Here is a 15,897-nt window from a genome sequence, read left to right as displayed (position 1 = left end):
TCGTTGCGATATCCGCATAAGATCCTTAATTCCGGAAAACTCAATCAATAATAAATACACTTTCATTAAATAATCACGGGCATTAAAGTCAGGCGTGGCGCACGCTTGGGTTCCTTGGGTGCTGTTTGATGCAGTCAGGCCGTATCGACAGGCGTCGTCATGTTTTTTGAAAAACGCAATTCGAGATATGAAAACAATAACCGTCGCCGTGGCCGACGACCATCCGGTAGTCCTGGAATCGCTTGATCGACTGTTGCAACGGCATCCGCCTTTTCGCCTCGTGCATACCTGCCGCAGCGGCACGGAACTGATTGCCGCGCTGACGCAATCTCCCGTCGATATCGCCGTCGTCGACTATTCGATGAGCCGCGGCGAGCAGCCGCTCGACGGCCTCCCGCTGCTGCGCAAGCTGCGCGATATCGCGCCCCGCACGCGCTGCGTGATGTTCACCGCGCATTCGAATCCGAGCGTGCTTGCGGCCGCACTGAAGCTCGGCGTTGCCGCGATCGTCAGCAAGGATGACCCGCTCGCCGAGATCGTCGGCGCGTGCCGGCGGGTCGGTACGGCCCGCGCGCGTTACCTGTCGCCGACGGCGCGGGCCGCCGTCGAGCGCGGCGAGGCGGGCACGCTCGGCGGGCACCCGGCGCTCACGGCGCGGGAGCTCGAAGTCGTACGGTTATTCGCATCCGGGCATACGCTGCAGGACATCGCGAAGCAGCTCGGCCGCTCGGTCAGCACCGTGTCGACGCAGAAATACACGGCGATGCGCAAGCTGCAGGCCGATTCGAACACCCACCTGATTCGTTACGCGTACGAAAACGGGTTGATCTGACGGCGCGGTCATTTGTACGTGACCGTGAAGGTAGCCGAGCTGTTAGCGATGCCCGGCTTCGCCGTTGCACCGGTCTGGTAGTAGCGGGCCGACAGCGGCACCGAGAAGGTCGCGGACGCCGACGGCGAGTCGCTGACCTTCCACGGCGTGCCGAGCTCGACGGGCGTGTCGTCGCCCTTGAGCAACTGGATGCCGACACCGGAGGCCGTGCTCGTCGACGACAGCGCCAGCACGCCTTTCGATGCATCGACTGCCTTGCCGTCCAGCGTCAGGTTGACTTCGAACGCGCCCGCCACGCCGGTATCGCAGCGCAGGCCGATCGCGAAGCCCTTCGATTTCGACGTCGAGCCGGCGCCCGAGCCGATGCCCGACGACGCGTTCAACGCATGGGCCCCGAGGTCGACCGACACCGACGGGGTGGTCGTCGTGCAGGTCGTCGACTGGAACGAAATGTTGTCGAAGCCGTACATCAGGTAGCGGGTTGCGTCGGCGGTCGAGTTGTTCGGGCCGCCGATCAGCGCCGTCAGGACCGACAGCACCGGAAACGGCTTGGCGACCGACGGTGTCGCACCGCTCTTGACCAGCTCGACGTCGACTTTCGCGGTGACGGCAGTCTTCCCGATCGACTTGATCGTCGTGCCCATCGGCAGCGACGACGTGCCGTGCCCGCGGTTGCCGTCGTAGGTCACGTAAAGCGCAAGCCCGTTGGCCGTCAGGTCCGGGTCGTCCGCCCATCGATACAGCGTGGCCTCGACGGCCTTGCTTCCGGGTACCTTCATCCAGCAACTCGCGGCGATCTCGATGCCTTCCTTGCTCCACAGCACGGTGCCGATCGGCGCATCCGCCGCGATCTTGAAGCTGGACGGCAGCTCGCCGAGCTTCGACGACGACGTGTTGACGCAGGTGGCCGTGGACGCGTGCGTATTGCCGACGCCGGCCGCGCACACCACCAGCGTGCCGAGCGCCATTCGAAGGCCGGCACCGCGATTCCCGTCGCGACCGCACGGGTGCGAGTGCGGGCTTCGATTCATTCTGCGGTGTTCCATCACGATTCTCCTGCCGGGGCGCGCCGGACCTCGGGCGCGTCCGCGGGTGGGTTGTCCAGTTCGCAGGGCGCCTCGATGCGCTCGATGCCGATCGGCGCCGCGCGTTGCTCCAGCGGCGGCAGCGCGACCCGGATCGTGCACCGCCACGCATCGGCGTGCCCCCATTTCACGGTCAGCGTGTCGTTCGGCTCGGATAGCCGGGCGTAAACCTGGCCGCCCTGCGACACGATCCCGACGTTGTTGCCGCGCCCGTCGAACACCGGCGCGCCGAACGGCAGTTCCGTGCCCGCCGGCGCCGCCGCATGGATCAGCAGCGGGCGGCCCGTCACCGTCGGATAACGCAGCATCACGATCGCCCCCTGGCGCGGCGCGACCTGCTGGCTCGTCGTCTGCAGCTCGACGTCGGCCGGCAGGCCGCGCGGGTCGATCTCGACCTGGTTCACGCGATACGGGCTCAGGTACGGGACGACCGCGTAGCCGCGCCGGTCGAGACGGATGCCGCTGTAGCCGGCCACGGTTGCGCCGCCGGCGGCCGGTGCCGCGACGACGGCCATTGTGTCGGCCGTATACGGGACGGCCGTCACGCCGCCCGGATGGGCGACGACCGTGCCGCTGACGCCGAACGACGCCGACCCGTAGTCGTTGCCCTTGCCGAGCATCCCCTGCAGCGCGGCGACCGGCGTCCGGTACTGACCCGAGACCGTGCCCGCGTAGGTCGCGTCGGCATTGCGTGCCGCGGAAACCGAGTAATTGCCCTCGTACGCCGCGCCGACGAAACCGGTCGCGGTTGCCGTCGACGTGAAGCCGTTCAGGCTGTCGCGCGCGGCATAGACGCTCAGTCGCGGCGAGCGCGCGCTCGCGCCGAGCGGGACCGACACGCTCAGCATCGCCTGCGTATCGGCGTTGCCGCCGGACGCGAGCGAGCGGTTCACGGATACCGTGTAGTCGAACTGGCGGTAGCGGTTGCTGTAGCTGACCTGGAATTGCGTGTCGGTACCGCTGCGTGTCCAGTAGTTCTGCGTGTAGCCGCTCACGTACAGCTGGCCCCAGCGCTCGCCGAGCGGCTGCGCGGCGGTGACCGACACACGGTTGCGCGCGCGCCACGCGGGTCGCGCGGCCGCGCCGGTCAGGTTGCGTTTCGCGTTGTCGACGAACGTGAGCGCATTGCCGAAGTCGAGGTACCCCGACGACGAGAAGCGATAGGCGGCCACCGACAGGTTGCTGTTCGTCGCGTCGATCGTCTTGCTGTACGTGACGCGCACGCTCGACCCGCGCGTCCGCTGCCCGTATGCCGACGTGAACGCGCCGGACACGTCGAGCGCCAACGCGCCCAGCGGCGTGTTGAACGCGCCTCCGGCGAGCACGTTCCGGTAGTGCTCGTTCGCGAGCACGCCGCCGTATAGCGTCAGCAGGTTGTTCACGCCGCGGCTGTAGGTCGCCTGCACCACGCGCGGCGTGTACGACAGGTCGACGTTGCGCACGGTGCCCGCGACGAAACCGAACCGGCTGCGCCCCGGCCGCAGCGACTGCGCGACCGCCGCGTACGGCACGCTGAAGGTGCGCTCGCTGCCATCCGCCTCGGTGACGGTGACGACGAGGTTGCCGCCATAACCGGTCGGGAACAGGTCGTCGATCACGAACGGGCCCGGTGGCACCGCCGTGTCGTAGATCACCGCGCCGTTCTGGCGGATCTTCACGCGCGCGCTGGTGTTTGCGATGCCGCGCACGACCGGCGCGTAGCCGCGCTGCGAATCGGGCCACATCCGGTCGTCGGTCGCGAGCTGCACGCCGCGGAACGCGAACGTATCGAACAGCTCCCCGGACGTGTTCGCGTCGCCGATCCGCACGCGCGCCGTCAGTGCCGACAGGTCGCGCTGTACGTAGGTATTCGCCACGCTGTAGTGGCGGCCGCCGTGCTGCTGCCAGTTCAACGCGCCGTCGTGGCGGAAATACCAGCCACCGACGTTGATGCCCGCATTCAGGCCGACGTACGCGGTGGTCACGCCTTGGCCGTGCGTGACGTTGCGGTACAGGTTCGTGTTGTAGCCGACCCAGCCGGCCGTCACGCCGTCGTCCCACCGTGACGGATCGACGTAGCCGCGCGCCGAGCGCCGCAGCAGCGCCTGCGGGATCTGCACGTCGAGGCGCGCCGCGCCTGCATCGAACGACGCGGTTGCACCGGGCAGCAGCGCTTCGAGCGGCTGGCACGCGTCCGCCGCATCGAGCAGCACGAGCGCGCCGGGTGCGAACCGTCCCGGGTCCGCATTGAACTTGTCCAGCAGCGGGCGGCCGATGCATACCTGCGCGACGTCCGGGCGCACCTCGCGCACCGTCACGTCGTCGCGGCCGAGCATGATGCCGTTCAGGTAGATATCCGAACGATACTGGCCGGGCCAGACCGGATTGCCCTGTTCGTAGCGCGACAGGTCGAGCCCGCCGGGTGGCGATGCGACGAGGTCGGGATTGAAGCGCACGGCGCCGGCGCCAGTCCCGGCCTCGCCGATCCTCGGCGGCCGGTCGTCGGCGGGTTCGGGTTCGTGCTCGCTTGCGGCGGCGCCGAGCGGCAGCGCCGAACACGCGAGCAACGCCATTGCGTACGATCGGCGCGGGACGGGCACGGCCAGGCGGGCGCACCACCTCGTTGCACGGTCAGCGCGTTCCATGAAATTCGCTCCAGATACTCGAATTGAACGTGTCGCGCACGGGGCGGCGCCCCGGCGCTGAAGATGTCGGCCTCGCGGTGCGGACGGCGCAGCTAGCGGGTGTCGTCGAGCACCGCCTGCCACTCGACGCCGGTGCCGAAGTCATTGATCGTCGAATAGTCGAACTTCGTGCCGGGCGGCAGCGCCGGCAATGCCGCATCGAGCGGAAAGACGTGCGATGCCTGCGGCGCGATCATTGCACCGTCGCTGAGCGAGAAAGTGCGACCGCCGTGCACGATGCGCGCCGACAGCACGACGACGTTGTAAGGCGTCGGGTTCGTCGCGCGCAGCGCGTGACCTTTGCCATCCGGCGCGGTCGCGAGCGACCACTTCAGTTGCCTCGCGGCGGCAATGGCGCCGTCCGCGTTCAGTCCGACCGGCCGGAAGAACAGCTTGATCCGCGAACGGAATGCGAGCTGCAGCACGGTGGTGGACTGCGTTTCGTCGACGCCGGGCGGCACGTCCAGCACGTTCAGCCAGTACACAGATTCGCGATCCTGCGGCAGTGCGTCGCCGGTGTAGACGATCCGCACGGTTTGCCCCCGGCCGGGGTCGATCCGGAACACGGGCGGCATCAGCACGAACGGCACCTTCGTGGTGCCGGGTCGTGCGCGTGGGTCGCCGTCGTCGAGCCACGTCTGCACGAGCGCGGGTTGCGCGCCGTTGTTGTCGAGCTTGACGGTCACTTCACGGTCGCCTGCCGGGTAGATCACGCGGGTGCCGGACACGATGACGCTCGCCGCGGCCTGCTGCGCGAAGCACACGAGCGCGGCGCAGATGCACAGCGAGAACTGGCGCAAAAGGGACGGGAGAATCGGAATCATCATATGTAGCGCGATGGGCAGGGAACGCCGGCGGCCGGCGCACCCTGCGGCACGGTCATGCCGGCGACACCCGCGGTGCCGCCGGCCGATATCGCCGCGACGCGTGCTGCCCGTCGCGGCAGCCTGGGGATCAGAGGTAGTCGATCGAGTAGGTGACCGACGTGCTCACGCCGCCGGCGGTCGCCACGCCCTGCGCGTAGTACTGCGCGCCGTAGACCATCGTGGCGCTGTTGTTGGCGATTGGCACCGAGGTCTTGCCCGGTTCGCGCTGGCTGGCGTCGCCCGCCTTCAGCGCATTGCCGTCCATGTCGATCAGCTGCACGGAAACGTTGTTGGCCACGTTGACGACCGCCCGGTTGATCAGCGTGCCGTCCGCGGTGTTCACGTTCGGGCCGGCCTCGAAGAAGGTGCGCACCGACTTGCCGGTCGCATTCGTGCAATTGCTGAGCGCGATCGTGAAATGGGTCGCGCCGGTGGTTGCGCCCTTCGACGACAGCGTGCTCGCGCTCACGCCAGGCAGCCCGACCGTGCCGTTGTTGCTGCCGTTGTTGATCTTGACGTCGCAGGTCGCGCCGCTCAGCGTGCCCGTGATGTTCACGGTGCCGTCGTACGCATGCGCGGTGAGCGGCGCGAGCGCCATCGCGGCGGTGACCGCCGACGCCAGGGTTAGTTGCTTGATCATGGTCTGCTTCCTCGGTGATTTGCTCGAAAAAACTCCGCCGGCCGTTCAACGATCCGGTCGGATAAATTTAGCTTTCCAGGAAAGGGCGCCACAATCGCAAACGATCCAGAAATGCCGCGTTTTCCATTGAATCAGCATTCCTGAATATCGAGACAACGCGGCGCCCGTTCTGGCAACGCGCCGGCTATCGCACCGCGCGCCGCAGTACCGCCAGCGAGACGGCGATTGCCGTCACGCCCACCGCGACGGCAATCTTGCCGAGCGTCCCGACTGCCTCCGTCCCGCTGTTGTCCGACGGGAACGGATTGACCCACGGCTCGCGCGGCGCGAACAGGTTGTTGAGCCAGCCGACAAGATCGCTGGACGACAGACCGCCGGATACGGCCGCACATTCCGCATGGTGCATTTCACGCATGATGTTTGCCCTCTGGAAAAAACTGGAATGGATAACCGGGCCCGCCGCGCATCACTTCGGTGCCGGCAGGTTCGGGTCGAACAGGCCTTCCATCACGCGATTGAAGACCCTGAGCGTCTGCGCCACGCCATTGACGAGGCCGTATGCCTTGCCGCCGATCACGCCGAGCGCTGCGCCCGCGATCAGGCCGACACCCGCGCTGAGGATGCCGAAGCCCAGGATCCCGCCCTGGCTGCCGCCTGTCGCCGCGCCCTTGAAGCCGCCGGCGACCAGGCCGGCCGTGGCGCCGAGCAGCGCTGCACCGACGGTGCCGAAAAAGCCGCCGCCGCTCACTTCATGGCATTCCACCGTGGTCAACTCACGCATTTGCGTTTCTCCTTGTTACTGCTGGGTGCCGATCGCGCAAGGCCGGATCGGCATCGGCCGTCTCGCCGCCCGTCGGGCGGCCAAGTGCTTCGCAACGCCGCAGCGTTACGCCGGCTCGGGCGCGACGCGCGCGTCGACGGGTAGCTCATGGGCTGCGCCGCCCGCGATCTCGATCACGCGATCCGCGCTGCGGATCGTTTCCGGACGGTGCGCGATGATGATCCGCGTGACGTTCATCGCCCGCACCGCATCGTTGATCAGGCGTTCGCGCGCGAGATCGAGATGGCTCGTCGCTTCGTCGAGCACCAGGATCGCCGGCTGGCGATAGAACGCGCGGGCGAGCAGCACGCGCTGGCATTGCCCGCCCGACAGCGACGACCCCATGTCGCCGACGAGGCTCCGGTAGCCCATCGGCATCGCGACGATGTCGTCGTGGATCTGCGCGAGTCGCGCGGCATGCTCGACGCGCGCGTCGTCGGGCTGCGGGTCGAAGAAGCCGATGTTGTCGGCGATCGAGCCCGCGAACAGGATGTCGTCCTGCATCACGCAGCCGATCCGGTCGCGATACGGATGCAGGCCGAGCTTGCGGATGTCGATGCCGTCGACCTGCACGCTGCCGTGCTCCGGCGCGAGCAGACCGAGCAGCAGCTTCGCCATCGTCGTCTTGCCCTGGCCCGACGGGCCAACCAGCGCGACCGATTCGCCGGGCGCGATCGAGAATGAACAGCCGTCGAGCACCCATGGCTCGGTTTCCGCGTAGCGGAAGCGCACGTCTCGCACGTCGATCGCGGGTGGCGTTGCATGGCCCGCCTGCGGCGGCCGCACGACCTTCGCCTCCATGTCGGCTTCGACGTCGGTCAGCACGATGTCGGCGAGACGCTCGCCGTGCAGGCGCAGCATCCTGAAGTCGATCAGCGTGCCGATCAGCCCAGCGCCGCGCGCCATGAACTGGTCGGCAAAGCTGACGAACGCGACCAGCATCCCGGCCGAGAACTGCCCGTCGAGCACCTGCTTCGCCGCCAGCCAGACGAGCACCACGCGGCCCGCACCGGAAATCACGCCCTGCAGCGTCGAGAAGCCGATCGACAGCCGCTCGATCGCGACGTGCTTGTTGGTGGTTTCGACGACTGCGTTCGCATAGGTGGCGACGCGCGCTTCCTGCTTGTTCGCGAGCTTGATCGCCTGCACGCCGCGGATCGATTCGAGCAGGTTCGACTGCGCGCGCGCCGCGTAGACGATCTGTTCCTCGTTCGCCTGCCGGAACGGCCGGTACGCGATCCAGCGAATCGCGCCGTACGCGGCGAACAGGCCGAGCACGAGCCACGTGAGCGAAGGGCTGTAGACGAACAGCATCGCGAGCGTCGCGATCGCCATCACGCCGTCGAGCAGCGCGCCGATGAACTGCGTGGTCAGCGTGGCCTGGATCGTATTGATCGCGCCGAATCGCGACACCACGTCGCCGATATGGCGCTGCTCGAAATACGCCATCGGCAGCCTGAGCAGGTGCGCGCAGACGTTGGCGGTCCACTGCACGCCGAGCAGGCTCGAGAACCACGTCACCACCCACGAGCGCAGGGCCGACACCGCGTTCTGGAACAGCACGACGAGCAGGAAGCCGATGCCGAGCAACGTCAGCAGGTCCGCATCGGCCGACACCAGCACCTGGTCCATCACCCACTGCATGTAGAACGGCGTGGCGATGCCGAACACTTCCAGCGCCGCCGACAGCAGCAACACCTGCGCGAACGTCGTGCGGAGGCCCGTGACGCCGCCGACGAGCTTCGTCATCGAGATCGCCTCGCGCGCCTGCGTGCGCTCGAACGACGGCGACGGCATCAGCTCCAGCGCGACGCCGGTGAAGTGCTCGGACACTTCGGCGAGTGGCACGTCGCGACGCCCGCGCGCCGGATCGTGGATCGTGATCCGGCCGCGCGACACCGACTTCAGCACGACGAAGTGGTTCATGTCCCAGTGCAGGATGCACGGGCGGCGCAGCTTGCCCAGTTCGTCGAGTTCGAGCCGCAGCGCGCGCGACGCGAGGCCGAGCCGGTACGCGATCAGCATCACGTCGTTGAGGGTCGCCCCCTTCAGCGACGGACTGAAGCGTCGGCGCAGGCTGACGAGGTCGAGGTCGTGGCCATAGTGGCTCGCGACCATCCCGACGCACGCGAGCCCGCATTCGGCCGCCTGCGTCTGCAGGATCACCGGCAGGCGGCGGCGCCAGCCGAATTGCAGCGCATCGATCCATTTCATGATTGAACGGGCTCCATGACGAATGCGTTGAGGGCGCGCATCAGGCCGACACGCGACGACCGAGCGCATACAGCGGCTCAAGCACCCACTCGACCAGCCGGCGCCGGTCGATCAGCACGTCGGCCTCGAGCGCCATCCCGGGCCGCAGCGCCTCGCGCTTGCCGTACGCGACGATGTCCTGACGATCGAGCGCGACGACGATGCGGTAGAGCTGCTCCGGTACGTTGGCGCGCCCGGTCAGGTTCGCGACTTCCTGCGGTGACAGCGCAGTACGCGACACCTCGGTCACGCGCCCGAACTGCTGGCCGAATTTCTGGAACGGGTACGCCTCGTAGCGCAGCACGACGCGCGCGCCGGTGCGCACGAAGCCGATCGCACGGCTCGGCACCATCAGCTGCGCCTCGAGCGGCGCGCCTTGCGGCAACAGCGACACCGCCGACTGGCCCGCATTGACGATCTGCCCGGGCTTCGCGAGCAGCGCGGCCACGACGCTTGCCTGCGGTGCGCGCAGGATGACCGTGCGACGCGCTTCGTTCTCGGCGATCGACTGCTCGACGTCCGCGAGCTTGCGCTCGATGTCGTTCTGCTGGTTGCGGGTGGTGAGCGGCAGCTCGCGCAGCTGCTGGCGGGTCTGGTCGAGTTGCTGGCCGACGTCGAGCCGCAGGCGGGCAAGCTCCTGCAGCCGCGCCCGCGCGTCGAGCAGCACGCCTTCCTGCTGCTCGACCTGGCTGTTCGACGCATAACCCTGTTCACGCATCGACTGCAGTTTGTCGAGCTGGCGTTGCGCGAGTTCGGCCTGGCGCAGCCGCTGCGCGTTCTGCCGCGCGATCTGCGTGAGCTGGTCGTCCAGCGCCGCCGCGCGCGTGCGCAGGCCGCGCTGCGCTTCACCGCTCAGTTGCGACTGACTGGTCAGATCGGTCTCCAGGCGCGAGCGCTGGAACTTCAATTGCCGGGCGACCGTTTCGCGCGTGCCGCCCAGCTCGGTCGCCACTTCAGCCGAGATCGCCAGCAGTTCCGCACCGGCCGCCACCGCCTGTCCTTCGCGCACGCGCGTGCCGACCACGGTGCCCGTCAGCGGCGGCGCCACCGTCAGCAGCCCCGTCGCCGGCAACAGCTGGCCGGTCACGCGCTCGCGCTTCGTGTAGCTGCCGAACACGAAAAACGCGACGACCACGAGCGTCAGTGCGGTCGCGACGCCGATCGTCAGCCAGCGCCAGGGTGGCGAGTACAGGCTGACGCTACCCATCAGCTTGTGCCGGGTCGCGTCGAGCGCTTCCTGACGGAACAGGGAATCGGTCATGAGCGGACTCCCGCGGCTGGCGCCGGACCGTCAGCGCGGCAGCCGATGGCGGCCACGTCGTCGTCGCCGAGCGTGCCGACCGCGGCGGACAGTTGCAGCCGCGCACGCAGGTAGCGGTAGCGCGCGTCGGCGAGATCACGGATCGCTTCGAAATAGCGCTGCTGCGCATTCAGTTCGTCGATCTGCGTGCGCAGCCCGACTTCGCGCCCGAGGCGGGTCGACTTCACCTTGCTGTCGGCCGACGCGAGCGCGCGCTCCTGCGCGCGGATCAGCGCGATGCCGTTGGTGATGCCGAGATACGCGGCACGGGCGTGCTCGCGGGCCTTGCGGCGCGCATCCTCGAGCGCGTCGCGCGCCTGGTCGCGCCGGCGGTAGGCTTCGCGGCTCGCCGACAGCGGGCCGCCGCCGGCGAACAGCGGGATCGTGACCGTCACGCCGATCATCGACGAGCGGGTTTTCGACGTCGTCCCGAACACGGTGTCGAGCCCGTTCTCGTTGGCGCCGCGGCTCCAGTTCGTGCCGTAGCTCGCCTGCAGGTTCACGACCGGCAGGTGCGCGCCCGTCGCGGCGACGATGTCGGCCCGCGACTGGTCGAGCTGCTTGCCGGCGATCCGCACGTCGACGTTGTCGCGGGCCGCGTCGTCCATCGCGGTCGCGAGATCGACCGGCGCGGCCTGCGGCGCGCATTGCCACGAGATTGGCGCCAGCTCGGCCGCCGTCAGCCCGGTGATCCGCTGCAACGTGCCGCTCGCGATCGCCAGATCGGTTTGCGCGCTCACCGTGCGCGCCAGCGCTTCGTCGAGATTCGCGCGCGCCTCGTCGACGTCGGTCCGCGTGCCGTCGCCGATTCGCAGTGCGGCCTGCGCCTGGTCGAGTTGCTTATGGAATGCCTGCTGCGCGGCTTCGGCGGCCTGCAACACTTCGCGTCCGAACAGGACGTCGAAATAGGCGCCGGCGACATCGGTAATCAGGGTTTGCGACGCTTTCTCGTACTGGATGTCCGCCTGCTCGGCGAGCGTGCCGCCGCGCTTGAAATCGGCGACGCGGGACACGTCGAACAGCGGCTGCGTGACGGTTGCAGAAGCGCTGTGACGGCGGACCGCCGCCGCGTACGCGGCGGTGGGCTGGTCCTGCTTCGTGTAGCTGCCGTTGAGCTCCGCACGCGGCAACAGGCCTGCGAGACCTTGCCAGCGTTTCTCGCGGCCGGCGAGCTGCGCGTTGCGCGCCGCGCCGATGCCCGCATCGAAGCGCCGCGCCGCGTTCACCGCGTCGAGCAGGTCGGCCGCGTGCGCCGGCCATGCGGCGCCGAGCCAGCCGAGAACGGCCACCAGCCGGAAGGATCGTGTCGAAATCATCTGCCTGTACGCGCCGCAGCCTGTCGGTCCGTCGCGGGAACCGCGGCGAGGTCACGCCGCAAAGCAGAGGATTATTCAGTCAGACGCGGCGACAAGATATCGACGTTCGTCCATTTCGATACCAAACCGCATTACGTTCACTGCACGGTGATGTGCCAGACGCGACGGAGCAGGTGCATCAGCGCCAGCCGATCAGCACGCGCCCCATCGCGTCGAGCCCCATGTCGTACAGGTGCGACACGAACGGCACGAGGTTCGGCACCATCAGTTGCACGAGCAACAGCCCGACCAGCATCGTGACGGGAAAGCCGATCTGGAACACGCCGATCTGCGGCGCCGCGCGGTTCAGGATGCCGAGCGCGAGGTTCACGATCAGGAGCGCCGCGACCACCGGCAGCGCGAGCAGCAGCCCCATCTCGATCACGACCGTGCCGAACGCGGCGAGCGTGCGCCAGCCGGGCGCATGCAGCAGGTCGGCCGACACCGGCAGCGACTGGAACGACGCGGCGAGCGCGGCGAACACCTGCAGATGGCCGTCCAGCGCGAGGAACGCGAGCATCGCGACCGCGTTCAGGAAGCGGCCCATCACGGGCGTCGCGCCGCTCGTGTGCGGATCGAAGAAGGTGGCGAAGCCGAGGCCCATCGACAGCCCGATGAAGTCGCCGGCCGCCTCGACGGCCGCGAACACGATCTGCATCGTGAAGCCCATCGCGACGCCGATCAGGAACTGCGTGACGACGATCCAGATGCCCTGCGCGGAGAACACCGTGACGTCCGGCATCGCGCCGAGCGTCGGCGCGACGACCAGCGCCATGAACGCGGCGAGGCCGATCTTCACACGCACGGGCACCGCCGCATGACCCACGACCGGCGCGGTCGCGACGAGCGCGAGCATCCGCACGAACGGCCACAGGAAGGCGGTGAGCCAGCCGTTGAGCTGCGCGTAGGTAACCGAGAACATCGCCGCCGGGGGTTAAGCGCGGCTCAGCCGGCGCCGAGCGTCGCGACGTGCAGCAGCGTCTGCCGCAGGTAGTCGAGCATCGTCGTCAGCATCCACGGGCCGGCGATCACGAGCGTCGCGGCGACCGCGAGCAGCTTCGGGATGAACGACAGCGTCGCCTCGTTGATCTGCGTCGCGGCCTGGAACAGGCTCACGACGAGGCCGACCGCGAGCGCGACCAGGAGCAGCGGGGCGGCGAGCAGCAGGCCGACCATCATCGCCTGGTGCGCGAGGGTCATCACTTGTTCGGGGGTCATCGCGCGATTCCTCCGCGGCTTACGTAAAGCTCTGCGCGAGCGAGCCGATCAGCAGCTGCCAACCGTCGACCAGCACGAACAGCATCAGCTTGAACGGCAGCGACACGGTGGACGGCGACACCATCATCATCCCCATCGACATCAGCACGCTCGCGACGACCATGTCGATGATCAGGAACGGAATGAAGACCGTGAAGCCGATCTGGAAACCCGTCTTCAGCTCGCTCGTGACGAACGCGGGCACCAGCAGCGACAGCGGCACGTCCTCGGGCCCCTGCATCGGCGCGGCCTTCGAGATCTTCGCGAACAGCGCGAGATCGGTCTCGCGGGTCTGCTTCAGCATGAAGGTCTTGAACGGCGCGACGCCGCGCTGCACGGCCTGCTCCATCGGCATCGAGCCGTCGGAGAACGGCTTGTAGCCGTCGTTGTAGGCACGGTCGAGCACCGGCGACATCACGAAGAAGGTGAGGAACATCGCGAGGCCGACGAGCACCTGGTTCGGTGGCGTCGTCGCGGTGCCGAGCGCCTGGCGCAGCAGCGACAGCACGATGATGATGCGCGTGAAGCTCGTCATCATCAGCAGCATCGCCGGCAGGAACGACAGCATCGTGAGCAGCAGCATCGTCTGCACGCTCAGCGAATAGGTGGTGCCGCCGTGCGGGCCCGGGCTCGCGTTGAACGCGGGCAGGCCGTTCGCCTGCGCGCACGCGAGCGCGGGGGCCAGGCAGAGGATCAGCGCGGGCGCGACGCGCGCCGCGCGACGCAGGAATTCGAGTTTCATCGGAATGCGGAAACGGAAAGAGGGCGCGGCGCCATGTCAGCGGTCCTTGCCGCGACCGAGGCGTTTCGCGGCTTCGCCCGCGAGCGCGTCGCGAAACCGCGAGCCGAACGTGCCGGGCAGGCCGGCGTCGGAAGGTGCGGCGCCGGCGGGTGCGTCGGCCGATGCCGCCGTCGCGGTGGCCGACGCCGTGCCGGCCGGCAGCGTATGCAGCAGCCGCACGTTGCCCGGCGCGACGCCGAGCACGAGCCAGGTGTCGCCGATCTCGACGATCGTCGCGCTTTCCTTCGCGCCGAGCCCGACGCTCGACACGACCTTCAGCGGGCCGCCGCGCCGCGCGGGCTGGAAGCCGAAGCGGCGCGCGAGCCACGCGCACGCGAACACGAGACCGATGACGACCGCGAGCCCGACGAGCGTCTGCAGCACCGCGCCGATGCCGAGCGACGGCGCGGCCGAACCGACCATCACGCTCGACGCGATCGAACCGGCGTTGTTTACCGCGTTCATGTCGGCGGCGCCGGCCGGCGCGCAAGCGAACGACGCGACGACGGCAGCCGCCGCCGCGATCGCGATGCGCACGCGGCGGCCGGGCTTCGCGACGTTCATCGATTCAGCTTCCGGATGCGTTCGGCCGGGGTGATGATGTCGGTGAGACGGATGCCGAACTTGTCGTTGACGACCACGACCTCGCCCTGCGCGATCAGGCAGCCGTTCACGAGCACGTCCATCGGCTCGCCGGCCATGCCGTCCAGCTCGACCACCGAACCCTGCGCGAGCTGCAGCAGGTTGCGGATCGCGATCTTCGTGCGGCCGAGCTCCACGGTCATCTTGACCGGGATGTCGAGAATCATCTCGATGTCGTTATGCGTCGAGCTCGCCGCGGCCTTCGACAGCGGCTGGAACACGCCGGCGCCCGTCGCGCCCGGCTGCACCGGCTGCTGGTTCTGCTCGGCGAGCGCGGCGGCCCAGTCGTCGATGCCCTGATCCTCTTCCGCCGCGGCCGGTGCCGCCTGAGCGGCGGCGGCCGATGCCGCCAGGGCCGCATCGGCCATCGCTTGCACGTCGTCCTCGGGCGTCTGGTTCAGCTCACTCATATCCACCTTCCTTCATCGTATCGCCCGCGCTGATCATCTTCTGCACGCGCAATGCATATTGACCATTGAAAATTCCGTAGCCGCATTCCATCACCGGCACGCCGTCGACCTTCGCGGTGATCGTGTCGTCGATCTCCAGCGGCAGCACGTCGCCCGCGCGCAGGTTCAGGATCTTCTCGAACGTCGACGAGATCTCGGCGAGATTCGCGCTCAGCTCGACCTCGGCGGCCTGCACCTGCTGCGACAGCACGCGCACCCAGCGGCGGTCGACTTCGAGCGCCTCGCCCTGGATCGGCGAACTGAGCACGTCGCGGATCGGCTCGATCATCGAGTACGGCATGCAGATGTGCAGCGTGCCGCCCGTCGGCCCGAACTCGATCGAGAACTGCGTGACGATCACGATCTCGTTCGGCGTCGCGACGTTCGCGAACTGCGTGTGCATCTCCGAGCGCACGAATTCGAACTGCAGCGGCCGCACGCTCTTCCACGCGGTCGCGTAGTGCTCGAACACGAGGTTCAGCAGCTTGCCGATGATCCGCTGCTCGGTGGCCGTGAAATCGCGGCCCTCGACGCGCGTGTGAAAGCGCCCGTCGCCGCCGAACAGGTTGTCGACGACGAAGAACACGAGGTTCGGGTCGAACACGAACAGCGACGTGCCGCGCAGCGGCTTCACGTGCACGAGGTTCAGGTTCGTCGGGATCGGCAGGTTGCGGGTGAACTCGCTGTACTTCTGCACCTTCACCTGGCTCACGGAGATTTCCGCCGTGCGCCGCATGAAGTTGAAGATGCCGATCCGCAGCAACCGCGCGAAGCGGTCGTTGATGATCTCGAGGCCGGGCATCCGGCCGCGGACGATTCGCTCCTGCGTGGCGATGTTGTAGGGACGGACGCCCGACGTGTCGCGCTGCTCGTCGACCGTATCGGCTTCGCCCGTGACGCCCTTGAGGAGGGCATCGACCTCCTCCTGGGACATGAACTCCTGGTGGCCCATGC

Annotated in this window: 16 protein-coding genes; 1 reads left to right on the top strand and 15 read right to left on the bottom strand. The window is 68.1% G+C overall.

Translation table 11 applies throughout. The features are described 5' to 3' along the window. Positions 1-187: 187 nt before the first annotated feature. Positions 188-832 (top strand): response regulator, encoded by a 645-nt coding sequence (locus ACTRWB_RS29880; protein WP_446903945.1) that lies wholly within the window; start codon positions 188-190, stop codon positions 830-832. An 8-nt stretch (positions 833-840) separates the two neighbouring features. On the opposite strand, the gene ACTRWB_RS29875 is transcribed toward ACTRWB_RS29880, so the two are convergent. The 15 genes from ACTRWB_RS29875 to fliM all read right to left on the bottom strand — a co-directional run bounded on the left by ACTRWB_RS29875 (position 841) and on the right by fliM (position 15,895). Further along, the gene (locus tag ACTRWB_RS29875) at positions 841-1,800 is read right to left on the bottom strand and encodes a fimbrial protein (protein WP_446903944.1); all 960 of its coding nucleotides are present in this window, start codon (positions 1,798-1,800) and stop codon (positions 841-843) included. A gap of 77 nt (positions 1,801-1,877) precedes the next feature. Next, on the bottom strand, positions 1,878-4,469 hold the full coding sequence (locus tag ACTRWB_RS29870) for a fimbria/pilus outer membrane usher protein (RefSeq protein ID WP_446903943.1): 2,592 nt from the start codon (positions 4,467-4,469) through the stop codon (positions 1,878-1,880). Between the two features lie 164 nt (positions 4,470-4,633). Next, positions 4,634-5,407, bottom strand: coding sequence for a fimbria/pilus periplasmic chaperone (locus tag ACTRWB_RS29865; RefSeq protein ID WP_419685658.1), 774 nt, complete (start codon positions 5,405-5,407; stop codon positions 4,634-4,636). Positions 5,408-5,534: 127 nt separating this feature from the next. Further along, positions 5,535-6,086, bottom strand: a complete 552-nt coding sequence (locus ACTRWB_RS29860; protein WP_446903942.1) for a fimbrial protein — start codon at positions 6,084-6,086, stop codon at positions 5,535-5,537. A 184-nt stretch (positions 6,087-6,270) separates the two neighbouring features. Beyond that, the gene (locus ACTRWB_RS29855; RefSeq protein WP_446903941.1) at positions 6,271-6,501 is read right to left on the bottom strand and encodes a hypothetical protein; all 231 of its coding nucleotides are present in this window, start codon (positions 6,499-6,501) and stop codon (positions 6,271-6,273) included. A 51-nt stretch (positions 6,502-6,552) separates the two neighbouring features. Beyond that, the gene (locus ACTRWB_RS29850; protein ID WP_419685662.1) at positions 6,553-6,867 is read right to left on the bottom strand and encodes a hypothetical protein; all 315 of its coding nucleotides are present in this window, start codon (positions 6,865-6,867) and stop codon (positions 6,553-6,555) included. Positions 6,868-6,972: 105 nt separating this feature from the next. Next, the gene (locus ACTRWB_RS29845; RefSeq protein WP_446903940.1) at positions 6,973-9,120 is read right to left on the bottom strand and encodes a peptidase domain-containing ABC transporter; all 2,148 of its coding nucleotides are present in this window, start codon (positions 9,118-9,120) and stop codon (positions 6,973-6,975) included. 40 nt (positions 9,121-9,160) lie between these two features. Next, positions 9,161-10,420 carry an HlyD family secretion protein gene (locus tag ACTRWB_RS29840; protein WP_446903939.1) on the bottom strand — a complete coding sequence of 420 codons (1,260 nt, stop codon included), beginning with the start codon at positions 10,418-10,420 and terminating at the stop codon, positions 9,161-9,163. Next, the gene (locus ACTRWB_RS29835; protein ID WP_446903938.1) at positions 10,417-11,775 is read right to left on the bottom strand and encodes a TolC family outer membrane protein; all 1,359 of its coding nucleotides are present in this window, start codon (positions 11,773-11,775) and stop codon (positions 10,417-10,419) included. Before ACTRWB_RS29835 ends, ACTRWB_RS29840 begins: the two co-directional genes overlap by 4 nt. A 178-nt stretch (positions 11,776-11,953) precedes the next feature. Continuing rightward, a complete protein-coding gene (gene fliR / locus ACTRWB_RS29830) occupies positions 11,954-12,736 on the bottom strand; it encodes a flagellar biosynthetic protein FliR (RefSeq protein ID WP_446903937.1) in 783 nt (260 codons plus the stop codon). Positions 12,737-12,759: 23 nt separating this feature from the next. Further along, complete coding sequence (fliQ, locus tag ACTRWB_RS29825) at positions 12,760-13,032, bottom strand: flagellar biosynthesis protein FliQ (RefSeq protein WP_006401718.1); 273 nt, start codon at positions 13,030-13,032, stop codon at positions 12,760-12,762. A gap of 19 nt (positions 13,033-13,051) precedes the next feature. Next, entirely contained in the window at positions 13,052-13,813 is a 762-nt protein-coding gene (gene fliP / locus ACTRWB_RS29820) for a flagellar type III secretion system pore protein FliP (protein WP_446903936.1), read from the bottom strand. Positions 13,814-13,849: 36 nt separating this feature from the next. Further along, the gene (gene fliO / locus ACTRWB_RS29815; protein WP_446903935.1) at positions 13,850-14,416 is read right to left on the bottom strand and encodes a flagellar biosynthetic protein FliO; all 567 of its coding nucleotides are present in this window, start codon (positions 14,414-14,416) and stop codon (positions 13,850-13,852) included. Continuing rightward, a complete protein-coding gene (fliN, locus tag ACTRWB_RS29810; RefSeq protein ID WP_412022752.1) occupies positions 14,413-14,904 on the bottom strand; it encodes a flagellar motor switch protein FliN in 492 nt (163 codons plus the stop codon). Before fliN ends, fliO begins: the two co-directional genes overlap by 4 nt. After that, on the bottom strand, positions 14,897-15,895 hold the full coding sequence (gene fliM / locus ACTRWB_RS29805; RefSeq protein ID WP_129513327.1) for a flagellar motor switch protein FliM: 999 nt from the start codon (positions 15,893-15,895) through the stop codon (positions 14,897-14,899). Before fliM ends, fliN begins: the two co-directional genes overlap by 8 nt. Positions 15,896-15,897: the final 2 nt, after the last annotated feature.

It is taken from the genome of Burkholderia sp. YIM B11467 (assembly GCF_052952715.1).
This window is presented reverse-complemented; position numbering and strand designations above follow the sequence as displayed.

Excerpts from the sequence above, each read along its gene's own strand:
- ACTRWB_RS29880 (WP_446903945.1), top strand. The coding sequence starts at position 188 with ATGAAAACAATAACCGTCGCCGTGGCCGACGACCATCCGGTAGTCCTG.
- ACTRWB_RS29875 (WP_446903944.1), bottom strand. The coding sequence starts at position 1,800 with ATGGCGCTCGGCACGCTGGTGGTGTGCGCGGCCGGCGTCGGCAATACG.
- ACTRWB_RS29870 (WP_446903943.1), bottom strand. The coding sequence starts at position 4,469 with ATGGCGTTGCTCGCGTGTTCGGCGCTGCCGCTCGGCGCCGCCGCAAGC.
- ACTRWB_RS29865 (WP_419685658.1), bottom strand. The coding sequence starts at position 5,407 with ATGATGATTCCGATTCTCCCGTCCCTTTTGCGCCAGTTCTCGCTGTGC.
- ACTRWB_RS29860 (WP_446903942.1), bottom strand. The coding sequence starts at position 6,086 with ATGATCAAGCAACTAACCCTGGCGTCGGCGGTCACCGCCGCGATGGCG.
- ACTRWB_RS29855 (WP_446903941.1), bottom strand. The coding sequence starts at position 6,501 with ATGCGTGAAATGCACCATGCGGAATGTGCGGCCGTATCCGGCGGTCTG.
- ACTRWB_RS29850 (WP_419685662.1), bottom strand. The coding sequence starts at position 6,867 with ATGCGTGAGTTGACCACGGTGGAATGCCATGAAGTGAGCGGCGGCGGC.
- ACTRWB_RS29845 (WP_446903940.1), bottom strand. The coding sequence starts at position 9,120 with ATGAAATGGATCGATGCGCTGCAATTCGGCTGGCGCCGCCGCCTGCCG.
- ACTRWB_RS29840 (WP_446903939.1), bottom strand. The coding sequence starts at position 10,420 with ATGACCGATTCCCTGTTCCGTCAGGAAGCGCTCGACGCGACCCGGCAC.
- ACTRWB_RS29835 (WP_446903938.1), bottom strand. The coding sequence starts at position 11,775 with ATGATTTCGACACGATCCTTCCGGCTGGTGGCCGTTCTCGGCTGGCTC.
- fliR (WP_446903937.1), bottom strand. The coding sequence starts at position 12,736 with ATGTTCTCGGTTACCTACGCGCAGCTCAACGGCTGGCTCACCGCCTTC.
- fliQ (WP_006401718.1), bottom strand. The coding sequence starts at position 13,032 with ATGACCCCCGAACAAGTGATGACCCTCGCGCACCAGGCGATGATGGTC.
- fliP (WP_446903936.1), bottom strand. The coding sequence starts at position 13,813 with ATGAAACTCGAATTCCTGCGTCGCGCGGCGCGCGTCGCGCCCGCGCTG.
- fliO (WP_446903935.1), bottom strand. The coding sequence starts at position 14,416 with ATGAACGTCGCGAAGCCCGGCCGCCGCGTGCGCATCGCGATCGCGGCG.
- fliN (WP_412022752.1), bottom strand. The coding sequence starts at position 14,904 with ATGAGTGAGCTGAACCAGACGCCCGAGGACGACGTGCAAGCGATGGCC.
- fliM (WP_129513327.1), bottom strand. The coding sequence starts at position 15,895 with ATGGGCCACCAGGAGTTCATGTCCCAGGAGGAGGTCGATGCCCTCCTC.